The organism is Kluyvera sp. STS39-E, assembly GCF_040932435.1.
Lineage (GTDB): Bacteria > Pseudomonadota > Gammaproteobacteria > Enterobacterales > Enterobacteriaceae > Kluyvera.
In genome coordinates this window covers 120,747-142,264 of the sequence record NZ_JBFQGA010000011.1, presented here as the reverse complement: position 1 = coordinate 142,264, position 21,518 = coordinate 120,747, and the positions used below count along the sequence as shown (strand labels likewise).

Here is a 21,518-nt window from a genome sequence, read left to right as displayed (position 1 = left end):
TTGGCGTAAAAAACCCGGCGTCGCTTGCGCTCGGCCGGGCTACGCCGCCATCCGGCAATGTGCGCCGATCGGCCTGATGGCGCTACGCTTATCAGGCCTACAACGGTTATGCGAGGCGCGCCTTCGCGTCGCTGATGGCCTGCGCCACCTGCTGAGGCGATACACCGCCTTTGGCTGCACGCTTATCAAGGCAAGATTGCAGAGACAGAATCGGGTACACGTCGTCGCCAATCACCGCGCTGAATTTTTGCAAATCAGCCAACGCCAGATCTTCCAGCGGCTTGCCTTGGGCAATGGCTTCAACCACCGCTTCACCTACAATATGGTGCGCTTCACGGAACGGTACGCCTTTAGCAACCAGATAATCCGCAAGCTCAGTGGCGTTAGCATAACCCTGCTGTGCCGCTTCCTGGCAACGTGGACGTTTCACCTGAATCCCGTCCAGTACCAGCACGGCCATATGCAGACAGTCCATCCAAGTATCGAGCGCGTCAAAGACCCCTTCTTTATCTTCCTGCATGTCTTTGTTGTAAGCCAGCGGCAGGCCTTTCAGGGTCATCATCATGCCGGTTAGCGCGCCCTGCACGCGGCCGCATTTACCACGGATAAGCTCCAGCGCATCCGGGTTTTTCTTCTGCGGCATCAGTGAAGAACCGGAAGTCACGCGATCGGAAAGCTCCACAAAGCCCGCTTCGCCGGTATTAAAGAAGATTAAATCTTCAGCAAAGCGCGACAGGTGCACCATCCCGATAGAGGCATTGGAAAGCAGTTCCAGCACGTGGTCGCGGTCTGACACGCTATCAAGGCTGTTACGGGTCGCGGACGCGAAGCCCAGCCAGCCGGCCAGTTGTTCACGGTCAATCTCATAGGCGGTACCCGCCAGCGCACCGCAGCCCAGCGGGCTAACATCCAGACGTTTGAGTGTATCGTGCAGACGGCTTTCATCACGCGCCAGCATCTCAACGTAGGCCAAACACCAGTGAGCAAAAGTCACCGGCTGCGCACGCTGCAGGTGGGTATACCCCGGCATCACGGCGTCTTGGTTCGCCTGTGCGGTCTCAACCAACGCGCTTTGCAGCTGACGGTTAGCCGCCAGCAGTTCAGCGACGGTATCTTTACACCACAGTTTCAGGTCGGTAGCGACTTGGTCGTTACGGCTACGCCCGGTGTGCAGTTTTTTGCCCAGTTGACCGACTTTGTCGATAAGCTTGCCTTCAACCCAGCTATGAATATCTTCAGCATCGCTTTCAAGGATCTGCTGTGGGTTTGCGCGAACCTCTTCCAGCAGCACGCCCAGCGCATCTTCCAACTGAGTCTGTTCCTGCTCGGTCAGCACGCCAACCGTCACCAGCGCCTTAGACCAGGCGACAGAGCCAATGATATCTTGCTCCGCTAGGCGATAATCAAAGCGTAAAGAGTCATTGAACTGTTTGAACCGCTGATCCGCTGCCTGAGTAAAACGCCCGCCCCAAAGTGCCATAACATGCTTCCTTAAATTCTTCGATTTCAATGCCGGATGGCGCTGCGCTTATCCGGCCGACAAGTTCTGTTCACGTAGGCCGAATAAAGCGTTTACACCGCCATCCGGCACACAAATGCTTAAGCCAAAATACGCGTGCCGATCGGCGTGCCGTTAAACAGCGCCGGGAGTTGTTCCGCGTGACGCCAAGAGGCGATATCCACCGGGCGACCCAGCGTACGCGCAGCATCAAGCGCCGCATTCACTTTGACGATCATGCCGTCGGTAATAATGCCTTGGTCGATAAGCTGTTCCGCCTTCGCCGCCGTCATCTCGGCAATACGCTGGCCTTTGCCGTCCAGAATACCGCTCACGTCGGAGAGCAGAATTAAGTCTGCGCCCAGCGTCGCCGCCAGTGCGGTAGCCGCCTGATCGGCGTTGACGTTCATCAGTTGCCCTTCAGCGGTCACGCCGATTGAACTCACCACCGGCAGGAATCCACCTTCCAGCAGCAGGTTAATCAGCTTCGGCGAACCCGGCTGCGCCTGCCCTACGTGGCCCAGCTCTTCATCAAGCTTGGTCACCTTCACGCTGTCGCCATCGCCGAGGAACAGGCCCACGGACGCGATATCATGTTTTTTCGCCCACGCCAGCAGCGTTTTGTTCGCCGTTCCCGCCAGCGCCCCGGTGATGATGTCAATCTGGTCAGCCGGTGTGACGCGCAGGCCGTTTTTCTTTTTCACCGGCAGATTGAGCTGCTTCATCAGCTCATCCACCACGCAGCCGCCGCCATGGACAATCACCAGCGGACGCTGATGTGATTCACGATAGTTAACCAGCGCGGTAAACAGACGCTCCAGCGCTTCTTCGCTATCCAGTAACACGCCGCCCAGTTTGATAATTAATGGATTCATCGTCATCACACCTTAGATAAGAGACTGCGTCTCAGCGAAGCCGAAACGGATATTGGCGCACTGCACGGCCTGTGCGGCGGCGCCTTTCAATAGGTTGTCTTCGGTTGCCACCACGATCAGGTGCTCGCCCTGAACGGCAAAACCGATATCGCAGAACGGCAGACCCACGACGTTTTTCAACGCCGGCACGCCTTTGTCGTATAAACGAACCATCGGTTTATCCGCGTAAGCCTGCTGCAGCGCATCTGCGACCTGAGACTGGGTCACGCCAGGCTTCAGACGGCAGGTGATAGTTTCGAGAATACCGCGCGGGAAGTTGCCCAGATGCGGAGTGAAAATCACCTCCGCGCCAAGATGGCTGGCGATTTCCGGCTGATGGCGGTGGGTAAACACGCCGTACGGCTGCAGGCTCACTTCGCAGAAGCTATTGGAGATAGCAGCTTTACGCCCCGCACCACTCACGCCGGAAGTGGCATTAATAACCGGCCACTGAGTGAGATCCAACAGACCGCCATCAATCAGCGGCTTAAGTGACAGCTGCGCCGCCGTTGGGTAGCAACCCGGTACGGCAATCAGTTTGGCTTCTTTCAGCGCATCCGCGCTCCACTCGGCCAAGCCATATACTGCTTGCGCCAGCAGCTCAGGATGCTGATGGGTAAAACCGTAATATTTTTCATAGAAGGCGCCATCGTTCACACGGAACGCGCCGGACAGGTCGAACACCACACAGCCCGCCGCAAGAAACTGCGGCGCGAGGTCATGACTGACTTCATGAGCGGTGGCGAGGAACACGACATCAACGCCCGCGCTGAATTCACTGATATCGGACATCGGCTGCAACGGCAGGTCAACGATGCCTTTCAGCTGTGGATGCAAATCGGAGATTAACTTTCCTGCATCATTGCTTTGCGCTGAGACCGTCAAAGCGGTTATGTTCATATGAGGATGGCGATTTACATAGGTCACAAGCTCTGCGCCAGCGTAACCGCTCGCGCCCACAATCAGCGTATTCAACATCGGTGCAGTTCACCTTCTTATGTCTGTTTGCCTGATTAAGCGTAATCACTTCACCCTACTGTTGGTGGGTTTTCTTACGCCTAATGATAATGTATTTTTATTCACAAATACTGCATGAATATTGATACTATCACGACCCGAGGTGTGTCAACAATGAAAAACAATTTACCCCCATTTATCGAGATTTACCGTGCGTTGATCGCCACCCCGTCCATCAGCGCAACCGAAGAAGCGCTCGATCAGAGCAATGCGTCTTTAATCACTCTGCTCGCTGATTGGTTTGCCTCTTTAGGCTTTGAAGTTGAGGTTCAGCCGGTCCCTGGAACCCGCAATAAATTCAACCTGCTCGCCAGCACCGGTCACGGCGCAGGCGGTCTGCTTCTTGCGGGTCATACCGATACCGTTCCATTCGACGACGGCCGTTGGACCCGCGATCCGTTCACCCTCACCGAGCATGAAAACAAGCTTTATGGGCTCGGCACCGCCGACATGAAAGGCTTCTTTGCGTTTATTCTCGACGCCCTGCGTGATGTGGATGTGAAGACGCTGAAAAAGCCGCTCTACATTCTGGCGACCGCTGACGAAGAAACCAGCATGGCCGGGGCGCGCTACTTTGCCGAGTCCACCACGCTGCGCCCAGATTGCGCCATCATCGGTGAACCCACCTCGTTGCAGCCGGTGCGAGCGCACAAAGGCCATATGTCGAACGCCATTCGCGTGCTGGGCCAATCAGGTCACTCCAGCGATCCGGCGCGTGGCGTGAATGCCATTGAAATTATGCACGATGCCATCGGTCGCGTGATGCAGCTACGCGACTCGCTGAAAGAGCGCTATCACTATGAAGCCTTCACCGTGCCATATCCAACGCTCAACCTTGGCAGCCTCCACGGCGGCGACGCCTCCAACCGCATCTGTGCTTGCTGCGAACTGCATATGGATATTCGCCCGCTGCCGGGCATGACGTTGGGCGATCTCAACGGCCTGCTGGATGAAGCCCTTGAACCGGTAAGCGCGCAGTGGCCCGGTCGCCTGACGATTAGCGAGCTGCATCCGCCGATTCCAGGCTACGAATGCCCACCGGATCACCAATTGGTTGAAGTGCTGGAAAACCTGCTCGGCACCAAAACCGAAGTGGTGAACTACTGCACCGAAGCACCGTTTATTCAAAACCTGTGTCCGACTATCGTGCTCGGCCCAGGCTCTATTAATCAGGCCCACCAGCCAGATGAATACCTGGAAACACGCTTTATTAAGCCGACGCGAGACTTAATTAGCCAAGTCGTGCATCACTTCTGCTGGCATTAACGCCTTTGCCCGGTGGCGCTTCGTTTACTGGGCCTACCTCATCGGTAGGCCGGATAAGCGCAGCGCCATCCGGCAACGCAACGCCGCACTTTCCCACGATCGCCCTCACATTTTCATAAGCATTTCTTATCTGGCACGATGCGAATTAACTTTCGTAAATTGTCGCGATTTATTCGTTTGCTGAAGCGATTTCGCAGCAATTGACGTAAGGGTTTTTACGTGGCTTTATAAAAGAGGTGTCTTTATCCCGCCCCTACGTTCCGAGGCCGGGATATAACAAAATAAAATGAGATGGGGTGTCTGGGTTAATGAACGAACAATATTCCGCGTTGCGTAGTAATGTCAGTATGCTCGGTAAAGTGCTAGGCGATACCATCAAGGATGCGCTTGGTGAGAACATTCTTGACCGTGTAGAAACAATCCGTAAGTTGTCCAAATCATCACGTGCTGGCAACGAAGCCAATCGCCAGGAGCTGCTGACCACCTTGCAGAACCTGTCCAACGATGAATTGTTGCCGGTTGCCCGCGCGTTCAGCCAGTTCCTGAATCTGGCTAATACCGCCGAGCAATACCACAGCATTTCGCCAAAAGGCGAAGCGGCGAGCAACCCGGAAGTGATTGCCCGTACCCTGCGTAAACTCAAAGACCAACCCAATCTCAACGAAACCACCATTAAACAGGCCGTTGAATCCCTGTCGCTGGAGCTGGTGCTGACCGCGCACCCGACCGAAATCACGCGTCGTACGCTTATCCACAAGATGGGTGAAATCAACAACTGTCTGAAACAGCTCGATAATACCGATATTGCCGACTACGAACGCAACCAAGTGATGCGCCGCCTGCGCCAGCTAATTGCTCAGTCTTGGCACACCGACGAAATTCGTAAGCACCGCCCAAGCCCGGTTGATGAAGCAAAATGGGGCTTTGCGGTGGTAGAAAACAGCCTGTGGGAAGGCGTGCCGAACTATCTGCGCGAACTGAACGAACAGCTCGAAGAGAACCTCGGCTACAAGCTACCGGTCGACTTTGTCCCGGTGCGCTTCACCTCTTGGATGGGCGGCGACCGTGACGGCAACCCGAACGTCACCGCCGAAATCACCCGCCACGTGCTGCTGCTGAGCCGCTGGAAAGCCACCGACCTGTTCTTGAAAGACGTGCAGATCCTGATTTCTGAACTGTCGATGGTCGAATGTACCGACGAACTGCGCGAGTTGGTTGGCGAAGAAGGTGCCACCGAGCCTTACCGCTACCTGATGAAAACCCTGCGCAGCCAGCTGATGGCAACTCAGGCCTGGCTGGAAGCCCGTCTGAAAGGTCAGCGTCTGCCGAAACCGGCAGGTCTGATTAGCCAGAATGAGCAGCTGTGGGAACCGCTGTACGCCTGCTATAAATCCCTGCAGGCCTGCGGCATGAGCATCATCGCCAACGGCGAACTGCTCGACACCCTGCGTCGCGTGAAATGTTTCGGCGTACCGCTGGTGCGCATTGACGTGCGTCAGGAAAGTACCCGCCATACCGAAGCGCTGGGCGAACTGACGCGTTACCTCGGCATTGGCGACTATGAAAGCTGGTCTGAAGCCGACAAACAAGCCTTCCTCATTCGCGAGCTCAATTCCAAACGCCCGCTGCTGCCACGCAGTTGGGAACCGAGCAACGACACCCGCGAAGTGCTCAACACCTGCAAAGCGATTGTTGATGCGCCACAGGGCTCCGTTGCCGCCTATGTTATCTCAATGGCCAAAACCCCATCCGACGTGCTGGCCGTTCACCTGCTGCTCAAAGAAGCAGGTATTCCGTTTGCGCTACCGGTCGCTCCGCTGTTCGAAACGCTGGACGACCTGAACAACGCCGACGACGTGATGACCCAATTACTGAGTATCGACTGGTATCGCGGCTTTATTCAGGGCAAACAAATGGTCATGATTGGCTACTCTGACTCCGCAAAAGATGCGGGCGTCATGGCCGCATCCTGGGCGCAGTACCAAGCACAGGATGCGCTGATCAAAACCTGTGAGAAATCTGGCATCGAACTGACGCTGTTCCACGGTCGCGGCGGTTCTATCGGTCGCGGCGGCGCACCGGCCCACGCTGCGCTGCTGTCACAGCCTCCGGGAAGCCTGAAAGGCGGCCTGCGCGTCACCGAACAGGGCGAGATGATCCGCTTCAAATACGGTCTGCCGGAAATTACCGTTAGCAGCCTGTCGCTGTACACCAGCGCTATTTTGGAAGCTAACCTGCTGCCACCACCGGAGCCAAAAGAAGAATGGCGCCGCGTCATGGACGAGCTGTCGGATATCTCCTGCGAGATGTATCGCGGCTACGTGCGTGAAAACAAAGATTTTGTACCTTACTTCCGTTCCGCCACACCGGAGCAGGAACTGGGCAAACTGCCGCTGGGTTCGCGTCCGGCCAAACGTCGTCCTACCGGTGGCGTTGAGTCCCTGCGCGCCATTCCATGGATCTTCGCGTGGACCCAAAACCGCCTGATGCTGCCAGCCTGGCTGGGTGCCGGTGCAGCGCTGCAAAAAGTGGTGGAAGATGGCAAACAGAGCAAACTGGAAAGCATGTGCCGCGACTGGCCATTCTTCTCCACCCGTCTGGGCATGTTGGAAATGGTTTACTCGAAAGCCGACCTGTGGCTGGCGGAATACTATGATCAGCGTCTGGTGAAACCTGAGCTGTGGGCACTGGGTACCGAACTGCGCGACCTGCTGGAAGCCGACATCAAAGTGGTGCTCGATATTGCCAACGACGCGCACCTGATGGCTGACCTGCCATGGATCGCCGAATCTATCCAGTTGCGTAACATCTACACCGACCCGCTGAACGTACTGCAGGCTGAACTGCTGCATCGTTCACGTAAAGCAGAAGAGGAAGGCTTAGAGCCGGATCCAAACGTCGAGCAAGCGCTGATGGTGACTATCGCGGGCGTTGCAGCAGGTATGCGTAACACCGGCTAACTCCTTAAGTAGGCCGGATAAGGCAACGCCGCCATCCGGCAATGTGCCATAGACCGCCTGATGGCGCTGTGCTTATCAGGCCTACAGACGGGAACTAACCCCGCAAAAGGCCACATTCTTTGTGGCCTTTTTTTATGCCCTCAGTTAAGGTTTCTACGTTGTACTTTACGACAGGGAGCCTTATGTTTTTCGACATCAACCCACTGCTTTCCCACATTGCTTCAGGTACCACGCCGTTGCAAAAAATCTGGTTTCCCGCAAACCATGCGCCTGCGCCAGAGATGGCATTTCAGGTCGATTTCCCACGCCTAGAGATTGTGCTTTCAGGGCAGTTGGCAGACGCCGGACTGCATGGCGACAACGTGCATATGAACGGGCTGGATGCGTTGTATATCCCGGCTAGTGGCTGGAACTATCCGCTGTGGGACCAACCCGCGACGACCCTGAGCGTGCTGTTTGGCAAGCAACAATTGGGCTTTAGCGTCCAACAGTGGGATGGGTGTCAGTTAAGAAACGTGTCTAAACAACACGTTGCCCGTCGTGGGCCGCGGGTGGGCTCATTTCTGCTGCAAACTATGGGCGAGATCCAAATGCAACAACAGGATCAGCAAACAGCCCGGCTTATCACCACCAGCCTGATTAGCCATTGCGCCGACCTGCTCGGCAGCCAAATCCAAACCGCCTCACGTAGTCAGGCCCTGTTTGATGCCATTCGCGAATACATCGATACCCACTTTGCCGAACCGATGACCCGAGAATCGGTCGCCCAAGCGTTCTATATTTCACCCAACTACCTGTCACATTTGTTCCAGAAAAGCGGGATTATGGGCTTTAACGAGTACCTCAACCATACCCGTCTAGAGCATGCCAGACGGCTGTTGAAAGGGTATGACATGAAGGTGAAAGAGATTGCGCATGCCTGTGGTTTTGTTGACAGCAATTACTTCTGTCGACTGTTTCGTAAAAATACCGACCGCTCACCGTCCGAGTATCGCCGCCAATACCACAGCCAGCTCACTACGGTAGAGTAATATGCGTATGCTGTGGCGCAGACAGCAGCTTGCGCACCGCGCTCATGACTTTCTGCGGCTCGCGCAAAAAAGCGCTAATTCCGGACTGCACGTAACGACTTTGAGTGAATCGGTCCGCGCCATTAAGCTCAATATCGGTAATCAACAGCACCGCGTCCGCCCGGCGGATATCCTCTTCGCTTAGCGCATTCTCAATGCCCAGCGCCCCTTGCGTTTCAATCTTGATGTTCCACTTTTCCTGCTGGCAGAGTTTTTCCAGCCGTTCGGCTGCCATATAGGTATGGGCCACGCCGCTTACGCAGGCGGTTACCGCCACTAACATTCGTCCGCTCGTTGCCGTCATCGTCCTCTCCTTGCAGAAAATAGTCGCTGGCGGACACAAAAATTTTGCGCCCGCCAGTCGGTCATTGCTTATGGTATCGGAAAATCCCCTATGCGCTTTGCGCTAAGTGGGCCTCGATTTTATTCATAATAGCGTCGGCACGTTTAACCGCATCGCTAATATTGACCCGCACGATGGTTTTTCCCGCAAAGCGCTCTTCAAATTTAATGCCGATATCCTTCGTCAGAATCACCATATCAGCCGCCGCCACGTCGTTCGCCGTCAGTTCATTTTCCTGACCAATTGAGCCCTGTGTTTCCACCTTCACATTCCAGCCCTTAGATTTCGCTGCACTTTCCAGCGCTTCCGCTGCCATATAGGTATGTGCTACGCCGGAAGGACAGGCCGTTACCGCAATAATATTGGTCATCTTCTTCACCTTCTCACTTAGTTAACTTCGAAATCTAAATCCAGATCATCTTCTTTTCCGACGACCGCTTTTTGATTCTTACGCGCCAGACTCTTCAAGATGTTGACGCTAACCGCCGTGACCACCGCGCCGACAACAATCGCCAGCAAATAGCCCAGCTTTCCTTCCACCACCGGCAGAACAATCAGCCCGCCCCATCCGGCGTAGCACTGCGCCCCCATCAGCGCTGCGGTGACGGTGCCGCATACGGAGCCCAACATGATGGACGGAATAACGCGCAGCGGATCGGCGGCGGCGAATGGAATCGCCCCTTCGGTAACGCCAACACAGCCCATCACCAAGGCCGCTTTCCCGGCTTCACGTTCTTCATTGTTAAAGTTTTTGCGGTTAATCAGCGTCGCCAGACCCAGCCCAAGCGGCGGTACGCAGATACCGACGGCGGCGATAGCGACCACGGTGTAGACGCCCTGAGAAACGCAGATCAGCATGAAGGCATAAGCCACTTTGTTCACCGGGCCGCCCATATCGAACGCCAGCATCAGACCCATAATCACCGCTAGTACGACGATGCTGCCGGCCTGCATCCCTTGCAGCCAGTGAGTAAGACTGTTGGTCAGCATGCCGACTGGCTCGCCCAGCCCCCACATCATGATGCCTGCGGTAATCAGCGTGCCAATAATGGGGATGACGAAAATAGGCATCACCGAGCGCAGCACCTTATGCACAGGAATTTTCTTCAGGTAGTACACGACGATGCCGCCGATAATCCCGGCAATCAACGCGCCAAAAAAGCCGGCGCCGAAGCTGTTGCCCACCCACGCGCCGATGGCACAAGGTGCCAGCGCGGAGCGCTCAGCGATGGAGTAGCCGATGTAAGCGGCGAGGAACGGTACCATCAGCGTGAGGCCCGCCACGCCGATATCAAACAGTTTTTTCAGGTTAGGATCGGTGGCGACATCCGGCACGGCGCCTTTGCCGTACAACATGACGGAAACTGCCAACAAGATCCCGCCCGCCACGACAAACGGGATCATATGCGACACGCCCGTCATCAAGTGCTGACGGGTATTTTTGAGTATTTGCACCAATTCTTTCATCAGTCGCTCCCGAGCTTATGTTGCCCATGTCCATTAAGGTGTTGAGGCAAACAATAGGCAATTGGCGGCGGGACAGACAGTGGATAAAAAGTGCATTTACTGGATTTTTGTAATGCTAGAAGAAAAATGCGAGCCACCTCAAAAGTTAGCATTTGCGCTGCATTTATACGCCGGGAAGGCAACCTGTGAGGTGGCTCGCATTTTCCAGCAGGTAATACATTTGTCCAGTTTTTGACATAAATGTCAGATAGCCGAGCCAATGACAAGGCCCCTATTCTGTTACCCATATCGAATGATTTGGGAGATAGCGTTATGACGTTGGTTGTTGAATTTGTCTGCGAATTACCGAATGGCGTACACGCCCGTCCTGCCAGCCATGTCGAGACGCTGTGCAACACATTTAGCTGCGATATTGAATGGCATAACCTGCGCACGGACCGTAAAGGCAACGCCAAAAGCGCGCTAGCGATTATCGGCACCGATACGCTGGCGGGCGATAGCTGCCAGTTACTGATAAACGGCGCCGATCAACAGGCCGCCCATCAACGCCTGGCTCAGTGGCTGAAAGAAGAATTTCCGCTGTGTGATGCACCGCTGGCGCAGGCGGTCAGCGTCGAACAAGAAGCTTTACCGGAATCATTAACCCGCCTAAACCCCACGTTTTTCCGCGCTCTGCCGGTATGCAGCGGAAGCGCTGGCGGTGTGCTCACCCGCCTTGCCGCACTGGATCTCAATAATCTCGGTGAACTGCCTGCGGCGAAAGGTCGCGAGCAGGAACAATCGGCACTGGATCACGGCCTGACCATGCTGGTCAGAACGTTGGAGCTGCGCCTGCTGGATAACGACAGCACCGCCAGCGCGATTCTCGAAGCTCACCGTTCGCTCGCCACCGACACCTCGCTACGCCAGCACTTGCTGGCAGGCGTGAACAGCGGTTTGAGCTGTGCCGACGCCATCATCGAAAGCACCCAGCATTTCTGCGCCGAATTCGCCCGCTCCAGCAGCAGCTATCTGCAGGAACGTGCGCTGGATATGCGCGATGTTGGCTTCCAGCTTTTACAGCACATTTATGGCGAACAACGTTTCCCTGCACCGGGGCAACTGACTCAATCGGCCATCTGTATCGCAGAAGAATTAACGCCAAGCCAGTTCCTTGAGCTGGACAAAACGCTGCTGAAAGGCCTGCTGCTGCAAAGCGGCGGGACAACCTCGCATACGGTGATCCTGGCGCGCTCGTTTAACATCCCGACGCTTGTCGGCGTCGATATCGATGCCCTCGCGGCCTGGCATAATCAGGCAGTCTATCTTGATGGCAATGCGGGCGCGGTCATTGTTGCGCCAACCAACGCCATCTCCCGCTACTACCAACAGGAAGCGCGGGTACAGGCTGCGATTCGCGAGCAACAAAGCGTGTGGTTGAACAAAGAGGCACGCACTGCTGATGGCATTCGTCTGGAAGTGGCCGCCAACATTGCCCACTCGGTCGAAGCGCAAGCAGCGTTTGGCAATGGCGCAGAAGCGGTTGGTCTGTTCCGCACCGAAATGCTGTATATGGACCGCGCCAGCGAGCCGAGTGAAAGCGAGCTATACAACATTTTCTGCCAGGCGCTGGAGTCCGCCGATGGGCGCAGCATTATTATCCGCACCATGGATATCGGCGGCGATAAGCCGGTGGACTACCTCAATATTCCAGCGGAGAACAACCCGTTCCTCGGCTACCGCGCGGTGCGTATTTATGAAGAATACGCCACGCTGTTTACCACGCAGCTGCGGGCCATTTTGCGCGCCTCTGCACACGGCAGCCTGAAAATCATGATTCCGATGATCTCTTCAATGGAAGAGATCCTGTGGGTCAAAGAAAAAGTCGCCGAAGCCAAACAGCAGCTACGCAGCGAACACGTACCATTTGATGAGCGCATTCCGCTGGGCATCATGCTGGAAGTGCCGTCGGTGATGTTCATCATCGACCAGTGCTGTGAAGAGATTGATTTCTTCAGCATCGGCAGTAACGACCTGACGCAATATTTGCTAGCGGTTGACCGCGATAACGCCAAGGTGACACGCCACTATAACAGCCTGAATCCGGCCTTCCTGCGCGCCCTCGACTTCGCCGTTCAGGCAGTGCATCGCCAGGGCAAATGGATTGGTCTGTGCGGTGAACTGGGGGCGAAAGGCTCTGTCTTGCCGCTGCTGGTTGGCCTAGGCATGGATGAAATCAGCATGAGCGCGCCATCCATTCCGGCGACCAAAGCCCGTCTGGCGCAGCTAGACAGCCGCGCCTGCCGCCAGTTGCTAAATCAGGCCATGGCCTGCCGCACGTCGCTTGAAGTCGAACACCTGCTGGCGCAGTTCCGCATGAGCCAACAGGATGCGCCGCTGATCACGCCACGCTGTATCTCGCTAGATAACGACTGGCGCAGCAAAGAAGAAGTGTTGAAGGGCATGACCGATAACCTGCTGCTGGCCGGGCGTTGCCGCTATCCGCGTAAATTAGAAGCGGACCTGTGGGCACGAGAAGCGGTCTTCTCCACCGGGCTGGGCTTCAGCTTTGCCATTCCGCACAGCAAGTCCGAACATATCGAACAGTCGACGATAAGCGTCGCCCGACTGCCGGCCCCCATTGCCTGGGGCGATGAAGAGGCGCAGTTCATCATTATGCTGACGCTCAACAAACATGCCGCGGGTGACCAGCATATGCGCATCTTCTCACGCCTGGCTCGCCGAATTATGCACGCCGAATTCCGCAACTCTCTGGTTAACGCCGCCTCTGCCGACGCCATTGCCAGCCTGCTGCAACACGAACTGGAACTTTAAAGAGGAAATAACATGGAACTGTATCTGGACACCGCCAACGTGCAGGAAGTTGAACGTCTGGCCCGAATTTTCCCGATAGTCGGCGTCACGACCAATCCGAGCATCGTCGCCGCCAGCCGCGAGTCCATCTGGGACGTGCTGCCACGCCTGAAAAAAGCGATTGGCGAAAACGGCACACTGTTCGCCCAAACCATGAGCCGCACCGCCGACGGTATGGTCGACGACGCGCGTAAACTCAACGCTGCGGTGCCGGGCATTGTGGTCAAAGTCCCGGTCACCGCCGAAGGGCTAGCCGCGATCAAATTGCTGAAAAAAGAAGGCATCCCAACACTTGGCACCGCCGTCTATAGCGCCTCGCAGGGGCTGCTGGCGGCCCTCGCCGGGGCGAAATACGTCGCCCCATACGTCAACCGCGTTGACGCCCAGGGCGGCGACGGCATCCGTATGGTGCAAGAGTTGCAATCCCTATTGGAGCTTCACGCGCCGGAAAGCAAAGTGCTCGCCGCCAGCTTTAAAACCCCGCGCCAAGCACTGGACTGTTTACTGGCGGGATGTGAAGCCATCACCCTTCCTTTAGATGTAGCGCAACAAATGCTCGGCACGCCCGCGGTAGAGTCAGCTATAGAGAAGTTCGAGCAAGACTGGAAAAACGCATTTGGTCATCTGAACCTGTAACGGAGAAATGTATGGATCACATAATTCAATCACCAGGTAAGTATATTCAAGGTGCTGACGTCATCACTCGTCTTGGTGATTACCTAACGCCAATGGCTAACAGCTGGCTGGTCGTGGGCGATAAATTTGTGCTGGGCTTTGCTGAAGAGACGCTGCGCACGAGCCTAACCCGCGCGGGCCTGGCGGTAGAAATCGCCCCGTTTGGCGGCGAGTGCTCGCAAAACGAAATTAACCGTCTGCAAGATGTGGCGAACAGCGCCAAATGCAGCGCTATTTTAGGCATCGGCGGCGGGAAAACATTGGATACGGCGAAAGCGCTGGCCCACTTTATGAATCTGCCGGTCGCCATTGTGCCGACCATCGCTTCCACCGATGCGCCGTGCAGCGCGCTGTCAGTTCTCTACACCGATGACGGCGAGTTTGACCGCTACCTGATGCTGCCGCATAACCCGAACATGGTTATCGTCGACACCAAAATTGTTGCCGGTGCCCCGGCACGTTTGCTGGCTGCCGGCATTGGCGATGCGCTGGCAACTTGGTTTGAAGCCCGCGCCTGTTCGCGCAGCGGGGCAAAAACAATGGCCGGTGGTCAATGCACTCAGGCCGCGCTGGCGCTGGCTGAACTGTGCTACAACACGCTGATTGAAGAAGGCGAAAAAGCGATGCTGGCCGCCGAACAGCACGTAGTGACGCCTGCACTGGAACGTGTCATTGAGGCCAATACCTACCTCAGCGGCGTCGGTTTTGAAAGCGGTGGTCTCGCAGCGGCGCACGCCATTCATAACGGCATGACGGCGATCCCTGACGCACACCATTTCTATCACGGAGAAAAAGTAGCATTCGGCACGCTCACCCAGTTGGTGCTGGAAAACGCCCCAGTAGACGAAATTGAAACCGTGGCCGCCTTGTGCCACAGCGTCGGTCTGCCAATCACCTTGGCACAGCTGGATATTAAAGACGATATCCCTGCGAAAATGCGTCTGGTAGCTCAGGCTGCCTGTGCAGAAGGGGAAACCATCCATAATATGCCAGGCGGCGCGGACCCTGACCGTGTGTATGCGGCACTGCTGGTTACTGACCAATACGGGCAGCGTTTCCTGCACGAGTGGGAGTAATCCCCTCACCCTAACCCCACAAACAAAAATCCCCGCTTTCGCGGGGATTTTTTTGTATCAACAACCCTTACAGCAGGTCGAAACGGTCTAGGTTCATCACTTTCACCCATGCGGCCACGAAGTCCTTAACAAACTTCTCTTTCGCATCGTTGGAAGCATAAACCTCAGCCAGTGCGCGCAGTACGGCGTTGGAGCCAAATACCAAGTCCGCACGGGTCGCGGTGTATTTCACTTCACCGCTCGCGCGGTCACGGCCTTCGAACAGTTCAGAAGACGCATCGGTTGCTTTCCACTCGGTGCGCATATCCAGCAGATTGGCGAAGAAATCAGTGCTGAGTACGCCCACGTTGTCGGTAAAGACGCCATGCTGGCTTTCGTCGAAGTTCGCGCCCAGCACACGCAGGCCACCGACCAACACCGTCATTTCTGGAGCGGTCAGCGTCAGCAGCTGTGCTTTATCAATCAGCAGTGACTCAGTGGTCGCTTCGCCCGGTGCAGCACGATAGTTACGGAAACCATCGGCTACCGGCTTGAGCAGCTCAAACATCTCGATATCCGTCTGATCCTGACGCGCATCAACGCGGCCTGGAGAGAACGGAACCTTGATGTTAACGCCAGCGGCTTTTGCCGCCTGCTCTACACCCACAACGCCTGCCAGCACGATGATATCGGCCAGCGACGCTTTGTGCGCAGACTTATAGATGCCCTCAAGCACCGGCAGAACGCGCGCGGCTGCGGCGTTCACTTCCCAGTCACGCTGCGGAGCCAGTGCCAGACGTGCGCCGTTCGCGCCGCCACGCTTGTCGCCGCCACGGAAAGTGGATGCAGAAGCCCAAGCCACGGAGACCAACTCGCTGACGGACAGGCCCGATGCAGCAATTTCCGCTTTCAGGCTTTCGATATCTTCAGCGGTCGGGTTGAAGAACGCATGTGGCAGCGGATCCTGCCAAATCAGATCTTCTTTCGGCACTTCCGGGCCAATGTAACGTGCTTTTGGCCCCATATCACGGTGGGTCAGTTTGAACCATGCGCGAGCGAAGGCTTCATTAAAAGCCTGCGGATCGTTCAGGAAACGACGGGAAATTTTCTCAAAGTCCGGGTCCATACGCAGCGTCAGGTCGGTAACCAACATAGTTGGTTTGCGTTTTTTAGACGGGTCGAACGGATCGGGGATCAGGTCAGGCGCATCAACCGCCTCAAACTGAATTGCGCCCGCCGGGCTGCGGGTCTGTACCCATTCATATTTGAACAGGTTCTCGAAGAAATAGTTGCTCCACTGCGTTGGCGTCTGTGTCCAGACAACTTCCAGGCCGGAAGTAATGGCGTCTTTGCCCGCGCCGCTGCCAAAGCTGTTAGCCCAGCCTAAGCCCTGCGCTTCAATAGGTGCAGCTTCCGGGTCAGCACCAACGTGCGTGGCTTCTGCCGCACCGTGAGTTTTACCCAGCGTGTGGCCACCGGCAATCAGCGCGACGGTCTCTTCGTCGTCCATACCCATGTTACCGAAGGTGGCGCGGATCGCCGATGCCGCAGACAGCGGTTCACCGCTGGCATTTGGCCCTTCAGGGTTTACATAGATGAGGCCCATTTCGGTTGCCGCCAGCGGACGTTTTGCCAGCTCTTCCGGGTCACGGTGCGCCAACCAGGCTTTTTCATCACCCCAGTTAACGTCCAGATCTGGTTCCCAAACGTCTTCACGTCCAGCGCCGAAACCAAAGGTACGGAAGCCGGAGTTTTCCAGCGCCACGTTGCCCGCAAGGATATACAGGTCGGCCCAAGAAATTTTCTGACCGTATTTCTGCTTGATTGGCCACAGCAGACGACGGGCTTTATCGAGGCTGACGTTGTCCGGCCATGAGTTCAGCGGAGCAAAACGTTGCTGACCGCGCCCTGCGCCACCACGACCGTCCATGGAGCGGTAGGTCCCCGCGCCGTGCCATGCCATGCGGATAAACAGGCCAACGTAGCTGCCCCAGTCGGCAGGCCACCAAGATTGCGATTCAGTTAACAGCGCGCGGATATCGCCTTTTAACGCGGAATAGTCCAGTTTGCTGAATTCTTTGTGATAATCGAAATCCTCGCCTAGCGGGTTGGACCGATTGGAATGCTGATTAAGAAGATCGACGCGAAGCTGCTTCGGCCACCAGTCTTTGGTGGAGGTGCCGGCACCGGCGCTCTGATCGTGCCCACCACCTTGGTGGAAAGGACATTTACCTGCGTTCTGGTTATCGTCTGGCGTGCTCATCACTATGCTCCCTTACAGTATTTATCATTAAGATATACACCCATGCTGATAAGTTATAGCTGAAATGACCCACGGATTTGATAGTTAATTCCTCTTATTTTTCCCTTCACAAAGAGGAATTTCTACGTAGGCCAGCTTTATCCTGCCATAAAAAGAGGTCGGTCGACTGTGATCAATCAGGAGAAACGATTACAAAGCCACAGAAAAATAAGGGTATTTATGATTATTTAACTGATGAATGGATCTGGGGCGCACGTTTTTTCAAGCTGACTATCGCCAGCGCAAAAACAATCAGCACAATGCCGAGGCTTTCGAGGCCATCTGGCTTTTCGCCCAATAACCACCAAGAGAACAGAACACCAAATACCGGCACCGCCAAGGTGCTTAGACTGGCAATGCTGGCGGGCAGATTGCGTAGAACGTACAGCCACAGGCTCCAAGCTAGCGCCGTCGCCAGAACCGCGCTGTAGCTCAGTGCCCAGAAAACAGTGGGTTGCCAGTCAACGGAACGCTGCGGCACCAGCAGCGCGACAACGCTCATCACTATCGCGGCATATAGCATTTGCCAACTGGTGAGCGCCAGTAAATCGAGGCCGGGACGACGTTGATACAGTCGCTTGGCGACAATCGCACTCGCCCCCCAGCTAATGCCAGAGAGAACTGCCAGCAGCGCGCTTTTCATCGAGGAGAGGGAGAGCTGCCACGGCTGCATCACTAGGCACAGCCCCACCGCCGCGACGCCAATGGCGGCATATTGCAGCCGGCGCATTCGCTCACCTAAAAACAACGCTGCCAGAATCACCACCCAAAACGGCATCGTGTAAGTGAGAATGGCGACTTTCCCCGCCCCGCCACTCACCAGCGCCCATTGAGCGAGTCCTATCATGCCGCAGCTTTGCAGCAGCGCAATCGCCAACGTCGGGATAAAGGGTGTGGGCCGCATGCCGCGACCGCGCAGGCGTAAAACGATAAACAGGAGCAGTGCGCCGAAGATGCAGCGTAGCGCGGTGAAGTCGAAGGCGCCGATATATAGCGTCACCTGTTTCATTGCAATCCAGCTATAGCTCCAGATGAGCGTCAGCACCAGCAGGCCAACAAGCGCCAGCGGATTGCTTTTCCCTTCAGTGGTCATGGTAAGTCCGTAACGGTGATGTGATGGCCGCTACTATACTGCGCAAAAGCCCCGCATAAACAGGGCTTTTGTTGGGGATTTACCCGGTAGTTGTGACTATCAGGGCGATTGTTTGACGCCGTAGGCCGGGTAAGGCAAAGCCGCCACCCGGCAAAATATTACGCCGGACGCACGCCCAGGGTATGGCAGATGGCGTAGCTCATTTCCGCGCGATTCAGCGTGTAGAAGTGGAAATCCTTCACTCCTTCACGGCTGAGAATTTTCACCATGTCCATCGCTATGTTCGCCCCCACCAGCTTGCGGGTTTCGGCATCATCATCAAGGCCATTGAACATCTGCGACATCCACGCAGGAATACGCACGTTGGTCATGTCGGCAAACTTCTTCGCCTGCTTGAAGTTTGAGACCGGCAGAATACCGGGGATGATTTCCACATCAATACCCGCGGTGACACAGCGGTCGCGAAAACGCAGGTAGCTTTCCACGTCGAAGAAGAACTGGGTAATTGCGCGGTTCGCGCCCGCATCCACTTTACGCTTCAAGTTGAGCAGATCGGCCTGGGCGCTCTTCGCTTCCGGGTGAACCTCTGGATAGGCGGCGACGGAGATATCAAAATCCGCAACGTCCTTTAACAGCGTCACCAAGTCGGCGGCATACATATCCGGCTTACCGCTGCCCGGCGGCAGGTCGCCGCGCAGGGCCACTATATGGCGAATACCGTTGTTCCAGTAATCCTGGGCGATGGCGCGCAGCTCATCCCGGCTGGCATCAATGCAGGTTAGGTGCGGCACCGCTTCGAGACCGGTACGGTCTTTAATGCCTTTAATGATGCTGTGCGTACGGTCGCGTTCACCGGAGTTCGCGCCGTAGGTCACCGAGACAAATTTAGGCTTCAGGCTGCTTAGGCGATCGATAGAGTTCCACAGGGTTTGTTCCATTTCACTGGTGCGCGGCGGGAAAAACTCAAAAGAAACGTTAATCTGCCCGACTTCGGCCAGACTCTGGTTCAGCGCTTCCCGCTGGTTGGCGTGAAAAAAGCTCATACCTTACCTCATCAATCGCGTGTCATTATTGTTGTGTTGTAAACATCTATCCGTTTAGACGTCTGGATGTAAAAATGCCGCAAAAGCCGACGGGCGTCAATAGAAAGATCGGCACAGAAGGAGAGTAATATTCAGCGCAGATGAAAAACCCTCATCTGTATACGTTATAACCACCTCACAACTTATAGCTCGCCGCTATTAACAACAATGTCCTCACTTTTTATACGCAATTAAATTTGCGATGTATATCGCATATTTCTTAAACATCGTAAGTCTAAACCAAAATTCTATTGCAGACGTTAATGGGTTGTTTCACGATAAGTAGAACGTTCTACTAAAACGTTATACTCACTATAAACAGGGTTATGAAAAGCACGCACGAAGAGGCGGCTATTCGGGGGAAATCAGTATGAGTCTGATATCGAGTTTTGTTAAATCGCTTTCCAAGCTGTCGATGATTGGCCGTGCGCTGATGCTGCCAATTTCGCTGCTGCCTGCGGCAGGTCTGCTGCTGGCGTTTGGGGATAAATTCCATCTGCCGCTGATGATGAACGCGGGGGGAATTATCTTCGATAACCTGCCGATGCTTTTCGCCATCGGCTCTGCCGTCGGCCTCGCATCGGAGTCCGGTATTGCGGCACTGTCCGCGGCCGTTTCGGTCTTCGTCACCAACATCACCATCAGTACGGTTCTCAGCATTACCCCTGAAATGGCGGGGCAAGGCGGCAAATACGCCATGGTGGTCGGCATCCCAACCCTGCAAATGGGCGTCTTTGGTGGCCTGATTTGCGGCATCCTCGCGGCATGGTGCTATAACCGCTTCCATAAATTGCAGTTGCCGGAATTCCTCGGCTTCTTCTCCGGCAAGCGTTTTGTCGCCATCGCCACGGCCCTGCTGTCGTTTGTACTCGGGCTGATTCTGCCGTACATCTGGCAGCATATTCAGGCAGGTATTGATGCGCTGTCAGTTATCATCAACGGCGATAACCAAGCTGCCTCTACCTTTATCTTCGGTCTGGTTGAACGCGCGCTAATCCCGCTAGGTCTGCACCACATCTGGTATCCATCGTTCTGGTACTCGTTTGGTGACTACACCACCCAAGCTGGGCAGGTTATCCACGGCGACCAAACAATCTGGTTCAAAATGCTGGAAGAAGGCGTGAAATCCTTCAGCAGCGATAGCTACCAGAATGCTGGTAAATTCATGCAGGGTGAGTTCCCGCTGATGCTGTTTGCGCTGCCTGCGGCGTGTCTGGCGATGTATCACGAAGCACACACCAAGAATAAGAAAATCGCAGCCGGTATTCTGTTCTCCGCTGCATTGACCTGCTTCCTGACCGGGATCACCGAGCCGGTAGAGTTCACCTTTATCTTCGTGGCGCCGATTCTTTACGTCTTCAACGCCATTATGGCCGGTCTCTCCTACATGGTGATGTACCTGCTGCATGCGCACATTGCTAAATCGTTCTCCGCCGGGCTTATCGACTACATCTCGTTTGGCATCCTGCCGTCATTCAACGGTTACCAGACCAACTTCCTGAACGCGATTATTGTCGGCGTGCCGATGGGGCTTATCTACTACTTCACTTTCCGCTTTGTGATCCGTCGTTTCGATGTCAAAACGCCTGGTCGTACAGAAACGACGGTGACCGCCAATGATAAGAGCGACAGCGAACTGGCTACTGATATCATCGGCCTACTGGGTGGCGAGCACAACATTGCCTCCGTCGGTTCTTGCATCACCCGTCTGCGTCTTGAAGTAGCAGATAAAAAGGCGGTAGATAAGGACGGTCTGAACAATATCGGCGCCCGCGGGGTCGTTTTCGTCGGCGATAACGGTATTCAGGTGATATTTGGCGCGCGAGCGCAATTTATCGCGGAAACCATGTCGACGATGATTGGTAAATAATCATAAGATTGTCAGCGGTTGAAGGTTCCCATCCCTGATGGGAACCTCCTTGT

The 21,518-nt window shown here is 55.4% G+C and carries 16 protein-coding genes; 7 read left to right on the top strand and 9 right to left on the bottom strand.

Features of this window, described 5'->3' with window-relative positions; translation table 11 throughout:
• Nucleotides 1-106: 106 nt before the first annotated feature.
• The 3 genes from argH to argC form a co-directional block, all read right to left on the bottom strand.
• On the bottom strand, nt 107-1,480 hold the full coding sequence (gene argH, locus AB4K05_RS21745; RefSeq protein ID WP_368481894.1) for an argininosuccinate lyase: 1,374 nt from the start codon (nt 1,478-1,480) through the stop codon (nt 107-109).
• A gap of 119 nt (nt 1,481-1,599) precedes the next feature.
• Nucleotides 1,600-2,373: an acetylglutamate kinase gene (gene argB / locus AB4K05_RS21740; protein ID WP_368481893.1), complete on the bottom strand. Its 774-nt coding sequence runs from the start codon at nt 2,371-2,373 to the stop codon at nt 1,600-1,602.
• Between the two features lie 12 nt (nt 2,374-2,385).
• Nucleotides 2,386-3,390, bottom strand: coding sequence for an N-acetyl-gamma-glutamyl-phosphate reductase (argC, locus tag AB4K05_RS21735; protein ID WP_368481892.1), 1,005 nt, complete (start codon nt 3,388-3,390; stop codon nt 2,386-2,388).
• A gap of 153 nt (nt 3,391-3,543) precedes the next feature.
• Between argC and argE the strand changes: the two genes are divergently transcribed.
• From argE to AB4K05_RS21720, 3 genes are all read left to right on the top strand, one after another.
• Complete coding sequence (gene argE / locus AB4K05_RS21730) at nt 3,544-4,695, top strand: acetylornithine deacetylase (protein ID WP_368481891.1); 1,152 nt, start codon at nt 3,544-3,546, stop codon at nt 4,693-4,695.
• Nucleotides 4,696-5,003: 308 nt separating this feature from the next.
• Complete coding sequence (gene ppc / locus AB4K05_RS21725) at nt 5,004-7,655, top strand: phosphoenolpyruvate carboxylase (protein ID WP_368481890.1); 2,652 nt, start codon at nt 5,004-5,006, stop codon at nt 7,653-7,655.
• Nucleotides 7,656-7,837: 182 nt separating this feature from the next.
• Complete coding sequence (locus tag AB4K05_RS21720; protein ID WP_368481889.1) at nt 7,838-8,686, top strand: helix-turn-helix transcriptional regulator; 849 nt, start codon at nt 7,838-7,840, stop codon at nt 8,684-8,686.
• On the opposite strand, the gene AB4K05_RS21715 is transcribed toward AB4K05_RS21720, so the two are convergent.
• The 3 genes from AB4K05_RS21715 to AB4K05_RS21705 all read right to left on the bottom strand — a co-directional run bounded on the left by AB4K05_RS21715 (nt 8,673) and on the right by AB4K05_RS21705 (nt 10,535).
• On the bottom strand, nt 8,673-9,029 hold the full coding sequence (locus AB4K05_RS21715) for a PTS fructose-like transporter subunit IIB (RefSeq protein ID WP_368481888.1): 357 nt from the start codon (nt 9,027-9,029) through the stop codon (nt 8,673-8,675). The genes AB4K05_RS21720 and AB4K05_RS21715 overlap by 14 nt on opposite strands.
• A gap of 88 nt (nt 9,030-9,117) precedes the next feature.
• Nucleotides 9,118-9,438 (bottom strand): PTS fructose-like transporter subunit IIB, encoded by a 321-nt coding sequence (locus AB4K05_RS21710; protein WP_368481887.1) that lies wholly within the window; start codon nt 9,436-9,438, stop codon nt 9,118-9,120.
• Between the two features lie 17 nt (nt 9,439-9,455).
• Entirely contained in the window at nt 9,456-10,535 is a 1,080-nt protein-coding gene (locus AB4K05_RS21705) for a PTS fructose transporter subunit EIIC (protein WP_368481886.1), read from the bottom strand.
• A 312-nt stretch (nt 10,536-10,847) separates the two neighbouring features.
• On the opposite strand from AB4K05_RS21705, the gene ptsP reads away from it, so the two are divergent.
• The 3 genes from ptsP to AB4K05_RS21690 are packed head-to-tail and all read left to right on the top strand — an operon-like array spanning nt 10,848 to nt 15,139.
• Nucleotides 10,848-13,349: a phosphoenolpyruvate--protein phosphotransferase gene (ptsP, locus tag AB4K05_RS21700; protein ID WP_368481885.1), complete on the top strand. Its 2,502-nt coding sequence runs from the start codon at nt 10,848-10,850 to the stop codon at nt 13,347-13,349.
• A gap of 12 nt (nt 13,350-13,361) precedes the next feature.
• The gene (gene fsa, locus AB4K05_RS21695; protein ID WP_368481884.1) at nt 13,362-14,024 is read left to right on the top strand and encodes a fructose-6-phosphate aldolase; all 663 of its coding nucleotides are present in this window, start codon (nt 13,362-13,364) and stop codon (nt 14,022-14,024) included.
• A gap of 11 nt (nt 14,025-14,035) precedes the next feature.
• Complete coding sequence (locus AB4K05_RS21690; RefSeq protein WP_368481883.1) at nt 14,036-15,139, top strand: glycerol dehydrogenase; 1,104 nt, start codon at nt 14,036-14,038, stop codon at nt 15,137-15,139.
• 67 nt (nt 15,140-15,206) lie between these two features.
• Here AB4K05_RS21690 and katG read toward each other — a convergent pair whose 3' ends face one another.
• The 3 genes from katG to metF form a co-directional block, all read right to left on the bottom strand.
• Complete coding sequence (gene katG / locus AB4K05_RS21685) at nt 15,207-17,381, bottom strand: catalase/peroxidase HPI (protein WP_368481882.1); 2,175 nt, start codon at nt 17,379-17,381, stop codon at nt 15,207-15,209.
• 223 nt (nt 17,382-17,604) lie between these two features.
• Nucleotides 17,605-18,513, bottom strand: coding sequence for a DMT family transporter (locus AB4K05_RS21680; protein ID WP_368481881.1), 909 nt, complete (start codon nt 18,511-18,513; stop codon nt 17,605-17,607).
• A gap of 158 nt (nt 18,514-18,671) precedes the next feature.
• Nucleotides 18,672-19,556 (bottom strand): methylenetetrahydrofolate reductase, encoded by an 885-nt coding sequence (gene metF / locus AB4K05_RS21675; RefSeq protein WP_368481880.1) that lies wholly within the window; start codon nt 19,554-19,556, stop codon nt 18,672-18,674.
• A 409-nt stretch (nt 19,557-19,965) separates the two neighbouring features.
• On the opposite strand from metF, the gene AB4K05_RS21670 reads away from it, so the two are divergent.
• Nucleotides 19,966-21,465 (top strand): PTS transporter subunit EIIC, encoded by a 1,500-nt coding sequence (locus tag AB4K05_RS21670; RefSeq protein WP_368481879.1) that lies wholly within the window; start codon nt 19,966-19,968, stop codon nt 21,463-21,465.
• The last annotated feature ends 53 nt before the right edge of the window (nt 21,466-21,518 follow it).